General features: G+C 70.7%; 7 protein-coding genes. 5 read left to right on the top strand and 2 right to left on the bottom strand.

All coding sequences use genetic code 11. The annotated features are described in order from the left end of the window. Positions 1 to 120 precede the first annotated feature (120 nt). Together ACE3O1_RS11795 and ACE3O1_RS11790 are read left to right on the top strand one after the other, a co-directional pair. The gene (locus ACE3O1_RS11795; protein WP_374315251.1) at positions 121 to 1125 is read left to right on the top strand and encodes an ABC transporter permease; all 1005 of its coding nucleotides are present in this window, start codon (positions 121 to 123) and stop codon (positions 1123 to 1125) included. Then, positions 1122 to 2084 carry an ABC transporter permease gene (locus ACE3O1_RS11790; protein WP_374315250.1) on the top strand — a complete coding sequence of 321 codons (963 nt, stop codon included), beginning with the start codon at positions 1122 to 1124 and terminating at the stop codon, positions 2082 to 2084. The genes ACE3O1_RS11795 and ACE3O1_RS11790 overlap by 4 nt, the downstream gene beginning before the upstream one ends. A gap of 41 nt (positions 2085 to 2125) precedes the next feature. Here the strand turns inward: ACE3O1_RS11790 and ACE3O1_RS11785 are convergent, their stop codons facing one another. Then, a complete protein-coding gene (locus ACE3O1_RS11785) occupies positions 2126 to 3895 on the bottom strand; it encodes an ABC transporter ATP-binding protein (protein WP_374315248.1) in 1770 nt (589 codons plus the stop codon). A 103-nt stretch (positions 3896 to 3998) separates the two neighbouring features. Here ACE3O1_RS11785 and ACE3O1_RS11780 point away from each other — a divergent pair, with 103 nt between their 5' ends. Both ACE3O1_RS11780 and ACE3O1_RS11775 read left to right on the top strand, forming a co-directional pair. Continuing rightward, complete coding sequence (locus ACE3O1_RS11780) at positions 3999 to 4754, top strand: LamB/YcsF family protein (RefSeq protein WP_374315247.1); 756 nt, start codon at positions 3999 to 4001, stop codon at positions 4752 to 4754. After that, positions 4748 to 6325, top strand: a complete 1578-nt coding sequence (locus ACE3O1_RS11775; RefSeq protein ID WP_374315245.1) for a 5-oxoprolinase/urea amidolyase family protein — start codon at positions 4748 to 4750, stop codon at positions 6323 to 6325. Before ACE3O1_RS11780 ends, ACE3O1_RS11775 begins: the two co-directional genes overlap by 7 nt. Before the next feature lie 11 nt (positions 6326 to 6336). On the opposite strand, the gene ACE3O1_RS11770 is transcribed toward ACE3O1_RS11775, so the two are convergent. After that, on the bottom strand, positions 6337 to 8970 hold the full coding sequence (locus tag ACE3O1_RS11770) for a DUF4062 domain-containing protein (RefSeq protein ID WP_374315243.1): 2634 nt from the start codon (positions 8968 to 8970) through the stop codon (positions 6337 to 6339). Between the two features lie 316 nt (positions 8971 to 9286). Between ACE3O1_RS11770 and rpoB the strand changes: the two genes are divergently transcribed. Next, positions 9287 to 12657 (top strand): DNA-directed RNA polymerase subunit beta (gene rpoB / locus ACE3O1_RS11765; RefSeq protein WP_374315240.1); only part of this gene is annotated, 3371 nt, incomplete at its 3' end.

The raw sequence follows: 12657 nt of genomic DNA, 5'->3' as shown, positions 1-12657 counted from the left end.
GAGCTCAGCGAGTAAGGCTCGACGCAGCGGGTGCCGCGGCCGGATGATCGGCCGCGGCACCCCGCCCGCTGTCCGGCCCGACTCGCGCGGTCTCGGCCGCCCTTCCGGAGAAACCACCCCGTGCTACGCACCATCGGCCATCGGCTCCTCCTCCTCATCCCGACCCTCTTCGGGCTCTCGGTCCTGCTCTTCCTGTGGGTCCGCGCCCTCCCCGGCGGTCCCGCCGTCGCGCTGCTCGGTGAGCGCGCGACGCCCGAGGCCATCGCCGAGATCAACGAGGCCTACGGCTTCGACAAGCCCCTCATCGAGCAGTACCTCACGTGGATGGGTCAGCTCCTCTCCGGGGACTTCGGGGTCTCGCTGCAGACCCGTGTCCCCGTCGTCGAGGAGTTCATGCGCCGGTTCCCGGCCACGCTCGAGCTCACCATCTTCGCCATCATCCTCGCCGTCGGCGTCGGCATCCCGCTCGGCTACATCGCCGCGCGGCGCCACGGGAAGGCATCCGATCACTTCCTCGTGGGCGCGAGCCTGCTGGGCATCACGATCCCCGTCTTCTTCCTCGCGTTCATCCTCAAGTGGATCTTCGCCGTCCAGCTGGGCTGGCTCCCCTCCGAGGGGCGTCAGGATCCGCGAATGGACGCCACGCACTACACCGGCTTCTATGTGCTCGACGGCATCCTGACCGGGGAGTGGGATGCCGCGTGGGACGCGTTCCTGCACCTCATCCTCCCGGCCATCGCCCTCGCGACCATTCCGCTGGCCATCATCACGCGCATCACCCGCGCGTCCGTGCTCGAGGTGCAGAACTCCGACTACGTGCGCACCGGCATGGCCAAGGGAGTCCCGCGCTCGACGATCCGGTCGCGCTTCATCCTGCGCAACGCGATGCTGCCCGTCATCACGACGATCGGCCTCCAGGTCGGGCTGCTCATCTCGGGGGCGGTGCTCACCGAGACGGTCTTCGCGTTCCCGGGCATCGGATCGTTCCTGTACCGGGCGATCTTCTCCCGTGACTATCCGGTGCTGCAGGGCTTCATCATCTTCATCGCGGTCGGCTACGCCCTGATCAATCTGGCCGTCGACGTGTCCTACAGCTTCATCGACCCGAGAGTGAGGGTCTCATGACATCCGCGATGCTTCCTCCCGCCCCCAGCGGCGGACCCGTCGACGACACCGCCGTCGACGACAAGGAGCTCCTCTCCGCCCGCACCTCGGGCGGCGGATTCTGGCGCGACGTCTTCCGGCGGCTGCGCCGAAACCCGAGCGCGTGGGTCGGCGCGGCCATCGTCGCCGTCTTCCTCCTCGTCGCGCTCCTCGCCCCGTGGCTCGCGCCCTACGGTCCCACCGAGCTGCCCGGACAGCGCTACATCACGCCGACCTACATCCCCGGACCGGGAGAGATCCCCGAGTTCCCGCTCGGCCTCGACCGCTTCGGCGGCGACGTGCTGTCCAAGCTGATCTGGGGTGCGCGCGCCACGCTCGTGATCGGCGTCGTGTCCACAGCGATCGGCCTGATCGGCGGCATGATCCTCGGCTTCCTGTGCGGCATGTTCGGCGGGTGGGTCGACACCCTCATCATGCGCATCGTGGACATCATGCTGTCGGTGCCCTCGCTGCTCCTCGCGGTCTCGGTCGCGGCGGTGATCGGGCAGAACCAGGCCTCGCTGATGATCGCGATCGGCGTGGTGCAGGTGCCCGTCTTCGCGCGACTGCTCCGAGCATCCATGCTGCAGCAGCGCAACGCCGACTACGTCCTGTCGGCGCAGACCCTCGGCCTCGGCCGGGGGACCATCACGATGACGCACGTGCTGCCCAACGCGGTCGGCCCGGTCATCGTGCAGGGCACCCTGTCGCTGGCGACGGCGGTCATCGAGGCCGCCGCGCTCTCCTACCTCGGTCTCGGCGGCGACGTGCCGCAGACGGCGGAGTGGGGACGGATGCTCACCTACGCCCAGCTCGAACTCGCGATCGCGCCGTCGCTCGCCTTCCTGCCGGGCATCTGCATCACCGTGACCGCGCTCGGGTTCACGCTGCTCGGCGAGGCCCTGCGCGAGGCCATGGATCCTCGCACGCGCGCGCGCTGAGGCCTCACGCGGGTTGAGGCGCACCGCGCCGGAGTGCAGGATCAGACGGCGATGTCGAGCTCGTTGCCGGGGATCGACGCCAGCAGCCGGCGCGTGTAGGCGTCGCGCGGATTGGTGAAGATCTCCTCGCTCGTCGCGGCCTCGACCATCGCCCCGTCCTTCATGACGCAGACGTAGTCGCTGATCAGGCGCACCACTGCGAGGTCGTGCGAGATGAAGAGGTAGCTCAGGCCGTACTCCCGCTGCAGGTCGCGCAGCAGCGTGAGCACCTGGTCCTGCACGAGCACATCCAGCGCGGACACCGGCTCGTCGCACACGATCATGTCGGGCGACAGCGCGAGGGCGCGGGCGATCGCGACGCGCTGCCGCTGACCGCCGGAGAGCTCCGAGGGGTAACGCCGCAGCATGGTCTGCGGCAGCGCCACGTCGTCCAGCAGCTGCCGCACGCGCGCCGCGCGCTCCTTCGCCGAGCCGCGCTTGTAGAACTCGAGGGGCTCCGAGATGATCCGCTCGATCGAGAACATCGGGTTCAGCGACGAGTACGGGTCCTGGAAGATCGGCTGGACCCGCTGCCGGAACTGCTTCAGGTCGCCGCCCTTGAGCGTGGCGACGTCCTGCCCGTCGAAGCGGATGACGCCGCTCGTCGGCTCGATGACCTTGAGCATCATGCGCGCCGTGGTCGTCTTCCCCGAGCCGGACTCGCCCACGATGGCGACGGTCTCGCCGCGGGGAATCGCGAACGACACGTCGTCGACGGCGACGAAGTCCTCTTTGCTGCCGCGCACCTTGTAGGTCTTGGTGAGGCCCTCGACCTCGACAATGTGATCGGGTGCGGATGCCTCGGCCGAGGCGTCCGGCACGCGCGGCGCGGTCGCACCCGGCGTGACTGAAGCCGGCGTGACCGCGGCATCCGTCGTCAGGGGGGCGGGTGCGATGTCGGGGGAGGCGCTCGCGGTGGCGGCGCGCCGGAACACCTCGGGACGCAGCCGCACCGCCGCCACGGAGGGCGCGGCCCGGACGAGGGCCTGGGTGTAGGGCTGCTGCGGGTCCTCGAGGATCTGACGGGCGGGGCCCTGCTCGACGATGCGTCCGCGGTTCATGACGACGACGCGGGACGCGCGCTCTGCGGCGAGGCCGAGGTCGTGCGTGATGAGCATGAGGGCGGTGCCCAGCTCGCCCGTCATGCGATCGAGCTGGTCGAGGATCGTCTTCTGCACCGTGACGTCGAGGGCGCTCGTGGGCTCGTCGGCGATGAGGAGCTTCGGGTTGCAGGCGAGGCCGATGGCGATCAGCGCGCGCTGGCGCATGCCGCCCGAGAACTCGTGCGGATACTGCTTGGCGCGCTCGGCGGCGTCGGGCAGGCCGGCGGCGGCGAGGGTCTCGACCACGCGCTGGTCGACGTTCCTGCGCGTCGCGAGACCGTGGGCGAGGAGCGTCTCGGCGATCTGCGTCCCGATCTTCGCGACGGGATTGAGGTTGGACATCGGGTCCTGCGGGACGAGTCCGATCGACCGGCCCCGGATGGTGCGCATCACGCTCTCCGAGGCGCCGACGAGGTCCTCGCCCTCGAACATGATGCTGCCCTGCGTGACCTTGCCGTTGCCGGGGAGGAGGCCGATGACCGCCATCGCGGTGGTGGACTTGCCCGAGCCCGACTCCCCGACGATCGCGAGCGTCTCGCCGGCGGCGAGATCGAGGTCGACGCCTTCGACGGCGTGCACCGTGCCGTCGATGGTGCGGAACTCGACGGCGACGTCGCGGACCTGGAGCAGCGGCGTCCCGGCCGCGAGACGTTCGGTGGATCGGGCCATTGGTCCATCCTGCCTTCCCGCCGGGATCCGCGCATCCGTCCGCCCCCAGCCTTTACGCAGTCGTAACGCCGTCGCGCTCGTGCCGCCCGACTAGCGTGGAGCCATGGCGGCCATCGACCTCAACGCCGATCTCGGCGAGACCGTCGACGGCGTCGCGACCGCCGACGACGAGGCGATGTTCGCGGTGATCTCCAGCGCCAGCGTCGCGTGCGGCGGGCACGCGGGGGATGCGGCCTCCATGCGCGATTCCGTCGAGCGAGCCGCCCGGCACGGCGTGGCCGTCGGCGCGCATCCGTCGTATCCCGACCGCGCGAACTTCGGCCGCCTGCCGATGGCGATCTCGCCCGATGAGCTCGCCGCGGCCGTGGCGGTCCAGCTCGGCGCTCTCGTCGCGGCGGGCGCCGACATCCGATACGTCAAGCCGCACGGCGCGCTGTACCACGCCGTCACCGCCGACCGGGCGCAGGCCGACGCCGTCGCCCGGGCGGGGGCCCCCCACGCCGCGCTTCTCGGCCGCGCGCTGCCGGTGCTCGGCCTGGACGGCGAGATCGTGCGGGCCGCGGCATCCGCGGGGCTCCCCTTCGTGCGCGAGGCGTTCCTCGATCGCGGCTACACGGGCGCCGGCCGCCTCGTGCCGCGCTCCGCCCCCGGAGCCCTGCTCGACCAGCCCGACGCCGTCGCCGCCCGTGCGGTACGGCTGGTGCGGGAGGGCGTCGTCGAGGCGGTCGACGGGACGCTCGTCCGCGCCGACGCGGCGTCGCTGTGCCTGCACGGCGACAGCCCCGCGGCGGTGGCGATGGCCCGGTCGGTGCGTGCCGCGCTCGACGCGGCCGGCATCGAGGTGCGCGCGCCGTGGTGACCGCCCGCGTGCTGCCGATGGGGGAGCGTGCGCTCCTCGTCGAGACGCACGGCCTCGCGGACGTGCTCGCGCTCCATCAGGCCCTCGATGTCACGCGCCCGGAGGGTGTCACCGACCTCGTGCCGGCCGCCCGCACAGTGCTCGTGCGGGTCGACCCCCGCGTGCTGCCGCTCGCCGCCGCACGCACGTGGGCGGCGGCGACGGCGGCGGCGGCGCAGGGCGCTCCGCCGCAGACCGCCGCGCCCGTCGAGCTCGACATCGCCTACGACGGCGCGGACCTCGCCGAGACCGCCGACCTCCTCGGGATGAGCTCGGAGGCGCTCGCCGGCCGTCACGCGGCCGCCGGGTGGACCGTGGCGTTCACCGGATTCGCTCCCGGCTTCGGCTACCTCGTCAGCAACGACTGGCCGTTCGACGTGCCCCGGCTGGACGCGCCGCGCACGCGCGTGCCCGCCGGCGCCGTCGGCCTCGCCGGCCGGTTCTCGGGCGCATATCCGCGCGAAACCCCCGGCGGCTGGCGGCTGATCGGCACGACGACCGCGACGCTGTTCGATCCGGATGCCGTCTCCCCCGCACTCCTCGCCCCGGGAGCGCTGGTGCGATTCCGCTCGGTGCCGGCCCGCGGCCGTCAAGGAACGGGGAGAAATGCCGCGGCAGCGCCGTCCAGCGCGGGCGATCGTGGCATTTCTCCCCGTTCCTTGACCGGATTCGAGGTCGTCGAGCCCGGGCTGCTGTCGACGCTGCAGGATCTCGGGCGCCCGGGGGCGGCGGCGCTCGGCGTCTCGGGCTCCGGCGCCCTCGACCGCGGAGCGCTGCGCACGGCGAACCGCCTCGTCGGCAATCCCGAATCCGCCGCCGGCGTCGAGGTCACGATGGGTGGCCTGCGCGCCGTCGCCGCACGTGACCTCTGGTTCGCGGTGACCGGCGCCTGGGGCCCGATCCGGCTCGACGGGCGCGAGATCGACCCGTACGAGGCGCACCTGTGGCCGGCCGGGTCCGAGCTGCACCTGGACTGGTTCGCGCACGGCGCGCGGGCGTACCTCGCGGTGCGCGGCGGACTCGACGGCCGGGCCGCGCTCGGGTCGCTGTCGGCCGACCTGCTCGCCGGGCTCGGGCCGCCCGCCCTGCGCGCCGGTGCGCGCGTCGGCGTGCGGGACGAGGCATCCGTCCCGATCCCCGTCGCACCGCCCGCGCAGTGGGGAGCGCCCCATGACGACGAGCTGACGCTCGAGCTCGCCCCGGGTCCGCGTGCCGACTGGTTCGCCCCCGGCGCGGCGGGGGCGCTCTTCGAGGCCGTCTGGACCGTGTCGAACCAGGCCGATCGCGTCGGCGCGCGGCTGGACGGCCCCGAGCTCGTGCGGTCGCGCACCGAGGAGCTGCCGAGCGAGGGCATGGTGCCGGGCGCCCTGCAGGTGCCGCCCAGCGGCAGGCCGACCGTGCTGCTCGCCGACGGCCCGGTGACGGGCGGCTATCCCGTGATCGCGGTGATGACGGATGCTTCGCTCGACCTGATCGCGCAGGCACGGCCGGGAACCCGCATCCGATTCCGCCACGCCCGCGGATCCGACTAGCCGCCGCGGCCTCACCAGTGCCGCAGGGTCTCCTCGACGGCGGCGTGGTGCTCCGGCGGCAGGGCCAGGACGACCGCCTCGGCCACGCGCATCTCGGCACCGGCCGCCTCGCCGGCCGCGACGCTCTCGGGATCGCGCCCGCGCAGGATGTCGAGGTACGGCGTGTGCACCGTGAAGGCCTCGGCGTCGAAGATCCCGATGCGCCGCCGGATCACGCCCGCCGCGACCGCGAGCGCCGCGGCACGCCACGCCTCACCACGCGCGGCCGCGACGCCGCAGACGCCCTCGAGGCCGTACGCCACGCCTTCCTCATAATGGAGGCGCACCGACAGCAGGAGGGTGCTCACGAACTCCTGCTCGGCCGCGTCGAGGTGGCCGAGCTGGAAGCTCAGCCGCGACCAGAGGTTGCCGGCGACGGAGGTCGTGAACAGGTCACCCCGCGCCGAGGCGATCTCGCGCGCCCGCTCGAAGTGGCCGAGTGCCGCATCGGTGTCTGCGCGCACCCAGGCCAGGCGTCCGAGCGAGACCTCGGTGATGGCCTCGGCCCAGCCGTTGCCGAGTTCGTGGAGCTTCGCGACGGCCTTGGTCAGCTCCTTCGCGGCCTTGGCCGCGTTCGGATCGCGCAGCTGGACGCGCGCGGTCGCACGCGCGGCGAGGGCCATCGCCGCGGCATCCTCGTCGCCGCTCTCGGTGAAGAGGCGGACGCACTCGCCGAGGCCGGCGACGACCTGCTCGCTCGGACGCTGCCACATCTCGCCCCACAGCGCGAGGAACCAGGCCACCGCCCGCGTGTGCTGGGTGATCGGCTTCTCGTGCTGCTTCTCGAGGAGCTCGAGCATCCACAGGCGAACCTCGGCGAAGAACCCCGAGATCCACCAGTAGATGAGCAGGCTCCACGCGAAGTCCCCGGCGTCGTCGAGCCGGTCGGTGTAGATGAGGTGGCGCACGGCGGCACGCAGGTTGGGCAGCTCGAGTCCCAGCTGCACGACGGCGTCGGCCTGCGCCTCGCCGCCGAGCCCCGGCGCGATGCGGCGCACGAGCTCGAAGTAGTAGTCGGCGTGCGCTGCGCGCACGCGATCGGCCTCCCCGCGCGCCTTCAGCCGGCCGAGCGCGTACTCGCGCACGATCGCGAGCAGCGAGAACACCGACCTCCCGCCGATCTCGGTCTGCTTGACCAGGGAGCCGTCGACGAGGGCGGCGAGGCCGTCGATCTCCTGGCCCTCCCACGAGCGTCCGACCCCGAGGGCCTCCACCGCGTCCAGCGTGAAGCGGGTCGCGAAGACGCCGAGGTCCTCGAGCAGCTCGCGCTGCCAGTCGGGCAGGAGGCTCACGCTCCAGTCGATCGTGGCGCGCATCGTCCGGTGGCGCTCCGGCAGGTCGCGCACGGCCGCAGTGAGAAGCGGCAGGCTCTGCTCGAGCCGGTCCGCGATGCCCGAGGCGGTGAGGATGCGCACCTTCGCCGCGGCGAGCTCGATCGCCAGCGGCAGCCCCTCGAGGCGCCGGCAGATCGCCGCCAGATCGGCGGCGTTCTCCTCCGACAGGTCGAAGCCGGGCTTCACCGCCTGCGCGCGGTCAACGAACAGCGCGACGGCAGCCGACCGCGTCGCGCGGTCGAGGCTCGCCGGAGCGTCCCCGGGAGGGGTGGTGAGGGTCGGCACCTCGAAGACCCGCTCGCCCCGGATGCGCAGCACGATGCGGCTCGTGACGAGGAACGTCGCCGTCGGCGCCACCGTGTAGAGGCGCACCAGGACGGGCGCGGCATCCACGATCTGCTCGAAGTTGTCGAGGACGACGAGCACCTTGCGGTCGGCGAGGGCGTGCGAGATGCGCTCCTCGAGCGCGGCTTCGCCGTTGTCCCGGATGCCGAGGGTGTAGGCGATCGTCGGGAGCAGCAGCCCGGGCTCGAGCACTCCCTCGAGCAGCACGAAGTAGGTGCCGTCGGGGAAGAGGTCCTCGGTGGCCAGTGCCGTCTCGATCGCGAGCCGGCTCTTGCCGATACCGCCCGGCCCGATGAGGCTGACGACCCGGTCGGTCCCGCGGGCGAGGAGGTCGCGGACGCGGCCGATGTCCTGCTCGCGGCCGATGGTCGTGGTGTACGGCACCGGCACCCGCGCCACCAGCGCCGCGGCGGCGGTCTCCGGGTCCGGCTCCTCGGCGATGCGCGATTCGTCGAAGCGTTCGGCCAGGAGCATGGCGAGGTCGCCGGCGACCTGGTCTTCGAGGTCTTCGGGGGTGTGGAAGTGGAGGTAGGCGGCGGTGTCGTCGGCCTGGATGCGGGCGATGAGGTCGGTGAGGCGTTCGTCTCTGCTGTCGGAGGCTTTGATGTAGATGAGCTTGGGCATGGTCTTGGGGGCGAGGTTGTACTCGTCCTCGAGGCCGGAGATCTCCTCGTCGGGGGCGACCCAGCCGTAGGAGGAGCCGTAGATGCCGACGAACACGTCGCTCTGGGCGAGGTAGGAGCGGTAGAGCTCGCGGGGCGGGTGGGGGCGGGCGCCGAGTTCGAACATGACGGGGGCCAGCCGCATCCGCTCGATGGCGCTCTTGACGACGCGTCGTTCGTCGGCGAGCTCGCGGAGGGTCGAGCTGACGAACACCCGGATCCGCTGGTCGGGCGTGCGGATCACGGGGTGCTGCACCCCAGTCATGTGCACATCATGGACCCGCCGGGACCGCTCCCGCCATCATTTTTCGCGGGATGGATGCCGCGCGAGGCGCCGGATCGCGCGTTTATACCGCAGCATCCGAAAGTCGTCAAGGATCCCGCTGGACACGGCGCGCCATCCCACGTATAGTAGGTCCTTGCGCTCTTGGATTCCCCCTGCCCTCATATGGTGGTCGGCTGTGCCTGCGCGCCCTCACTGAAAGGTGAGGCGTGACGCGCGGGCAAATGGGGAACGACGAGCACTCCACCCTGACGACAAGGAAACGTGCCCCTCACACGGGCCCACGGAGGTAATCCCCTTGGCTGCTGCGCGCAACGCAACCACCACCACCCCCAAGAACGGCCGCGGAGCATCCCGCCTCTCGTTCGCCAAGATCTCCGACACGCTGACGGTCCCCGACCTGCTGGCGCTTCAGACCGAGTCCTTCGACTGGCTGGTCGGCAATGACGCGTGGAAGGCGCGCGTCGCCGAGGCCAAGGACGCCGGCCGCTCGGATGTCCCCGAGGTCAGCGGCCTCGAGGAGATCTTCGAGGAGATCTCGCCGATCGAGGACCTGAGCGAGACCATGCAGCTCTCGTTCACGAACCCCTACCTCGAGCCCGAGAAGTACTCCATCGAGGAGTGCAAGGAGCGCGGCAAGACGTACGCCGCCCCGCTCTACGTCGAGGCCGAGTTCATGAATCACCAGACCGGTGAGATCAAGACCCAGACGGTCTTCATGGGCGACTTCCCGCTCCAGACCGACAAGGGCACCTTCATCATCAACGGCACCGAGCGCGTCGTCGTGTCGCAGCTCGTCCGTTCGCCCGGCGTCTACTTCGACAAGACCGCCGACAAGACGTCCGACAAGGACATCGTCTCGGCGCGCGTGATCCCCAGCCGCGGTGCGTGGCTCGAGTTCGAGATCGACAAGCGCGACCAGGTCGGCGTGCGCATCGACCGCAAGCGCAAGCAGTCGGTCACCGTCTTCCTCAAGGCGCTGGGCCTCACCAGCGAGGACATCCTCGCCGAGTTCGCCGGCTTCGAGTCGATCGAGGAGACGCTGTCCAAGGACACGATCCTCACCAAGGAGGACGCCCTCCGCGACATCTACCGCAAGCTCCGTCCGGGCGAGCAGGTCGCCGCCGAGGCCGCCCGCGCGCTGCTGGACAACTTCTACTTCAACCCGAAGCGCTACGACCTGGCCAAGGTGGGTCGCTACAAGATCAACCAGAAGCTCGGTCTCGACAAGCCGCTCTCGGACTCGGTGCTCACGGTCGACGACATCGTCGCCACGATCAAGTACCTCGTCCGCATCCACCGCGGCGACGTCACGTTCGACGGCATCCGCGGCGGCAAGCCCGCCGAGATCCGTCTCGACATCGATGACATCGACAACTTCGGCAACCGTCGCATCCGCGCGGTCGGCGAGCTCATCCAGAACCAGGTCCGCACCGGTCTGTCGCGCATGGAGCGCGTCGTCCGCGAGCGCATGACCACGCAGGACATCGAGGCGATCACGCCGCAGACCCTGATCAACGTGCGTCCCGTCGTGGCCGCGATCAAGGAGTTCTTCGGCACGTCGCAGCTGTCGCAGTTCATGGACCAGAACAACCCGCTCGCGGGCCTGACCCACAAGCGCCGCCTGTCGGCGCTGGGCCCCGGCGGTCTGTCGCGTGAGCGCGCCGGCGTCGAGGTCCGCGACGTCCACCCGTCGCACTACGGCCGCATGTGCCCCATCGAGACCCCGGAAGGCCCGAACATCGGCCTGATCGGCTCGCTCGCGTCGTTCGCGCGCATCAACGCGTTCGGCTTCATCGAGACGCCGTACCGCAAGGTCGTCAAGGGCAAGGTCACCGACCAGATCGACTACCTGACCGCGTCGGAGGAGGACGACTACATCGTCGCCCAGGCCAACGCGCCGCTCAAGGCCGACGGCCACTTCACCGAGGACCGCGTCCTCGCGCGCAAGAAGGGCGGCGAGGTCGACCTGTTCCACGCCGACGAGATCGGCTACATGGACGTCTCGCCGCGCCAGATGGTGTCGGTGGCGACCTCGCTCATCCCGTTCCTCGAGCACGACGACGCCAACCGCGCGCTCATGGGTGCGAACATGCAGCGCCAGGCCGTGCCGCTCCTGCGCTCCGAGTCGCCCGTGGTCGGCACCGGTATGGAGGGCTACGCCGCGATCGACGCCGGTGACGTCGTCACCGCCGAGAAGCCGGGCGTGGTGCTCGAGGTCTCGGCCGACGTCGTGACCGTCCAGCTCGACGAGGGCGGCACGCAGGACTACTTCCTGCGCAAGTTCGACCGCTCGAACCAGGGCACGTCGTACAACCAGCGCGTCATCGTCTCGGCGGGCGACCGCATCGAGGCCGGCGAGGTCATCGCCGACGGACCGGCGACGGAGAACGGCGAGCTCGCGCTCGGCAAGAACCTCCTCGTCGCGTTCATGACGTGGGAGGGCCACAACTTCGAGGACGCCATCATCCTCAGCCAGGACCTCGTGAAGGACGACACCCTCTCCTCGATCCACATCGAGGAGTACGAGGTGGACGCCCGCGACACGAAGCTCGGCAAGGAGGAGATCACGCGCGACCTCCCGAACGTGAGCCCCGACCTGCTGAAGGACCTCGACGAGCGCGGCATCATCCGCATCGGCGCCGAGGTGCGTCCCGGCGACATCCTCGTCGGCAAGGTCACGCCCAAGGGCGAGACCGAGCTGTCGGCCGAGGAGCGCCTGCTCCGCGCGATCTTCAACGAGAAGAGCCGCGAAGTGCGCGACACGTCGCTGAAGGTTCCCCACGGTGAGCAGGGCACGATCATCGCGGTCAAGGAGTTCAACGCCGAGGACGGCGACGACGAGCTCGGCTCGGGCGTCAACCGCCGCGTCGTGGTCTACATCGCCCAGAAGCGCAAGATCACCGAGGGCGACAAGCTCGCCGGCCGTCACGGCAACAAGGGCGTCATCGCGAAGATCCTCCCGATCGAGGACATGCCGTTCCTCGCGGACGGCACCCCGGTCGACGTGATCCTCAACCCGCTCGGCATCCCCGGTCGCATGAACTTCGGCCAGGTGCTCGAGACCCACCTCGGGTGGATCGCGAAGCAGGGCTGGAAGGTCGAGGGCACCCCGGAGTGGGCCGCCCGGCTGCCGAAGGAGGCCTTCGAGGCTCCCGCCGGCACGAAGGTCGCCACCCCGGTGTTCGACGGCGCCTTCGAGGAGGAGATCGCGGGTCTGCTCGACTCGACGACCCCCACGCGCGACGGCATCCGCCTCATCGACTCGTCGGGCAAGACGCAGCTGTTCGACGGCCGCTCCGGCGAGCCGTTCCCGGCTCCGATCTCGGTCGGCTACATGTACATCCTGAAGCTGCACCACCTCGTGGACGACAAGATCCACGCGCGGTCGACGGGTCCGTACTCGATGATCACCCAGCAGCCGCTCGGTGGTAAGGCCCAGTTCGGCGGCCAGCGCTTCGGTGAGATGGAGGTGTGGGCCCTCGAGGCCTACGGTGCCGCCTACGCGCTCCAGGAGCTCCTCACGATCAAGTCCGACGACATCCTCGGCCGCGTCAAGGTGTACGAGGCGATCGTCAAGGGCGAGAACATCCAGGAGCCCGGCATCCCCGAGTCGTTCAAGGTGCTCATGAAGGAGATGCAGTCGCTCTGCCTGAACGTCGAGGTCCT

This window comes from Microbacterium sp. (genome assembly GCF_041909575.1).
GTDB lineage: Bacteria > Actinomycetota > Actinomycetes > Actinomycetales > Microbacteriaceae > Microbacterium.
This window is presented reverse-complemented; position numbering and strand designations above follow the sequence as displayed.

Bases quoted from the DNA above. Each gene is read 5' to 3' on its own strand.
- ACE3O1_RS11780 (WP_374315247.1), top strand. From the start codon at position 3,999: ATGGCGGCCATCGACCTCAACGCCGATCTCGGCGAGACCGTCGACGGC.
- ACE3O1_RS11785 (WP_374315248.1), bottom strand. From the start codon at position 3,895: ATGGCCCGATCCACCGAACGTCTCGCGGCCGGGACGCCGCTGCTCCAG.
- ACE3O1_RS11770 (WP_374315243.1), bottom strand. From the start codon at position 8,970: ATGACTGGGGTGCAGCACCCCGTGATCCGCACGCCCGACCAGCGGATC.
- ACE3O1_RS11790 (WP_374315250.1), top strand. From the start codon at position 1,122: ATGACATCCGCGATGCTTCCTCCCGCCCCCAGCGGCGGACCCGTCGAC.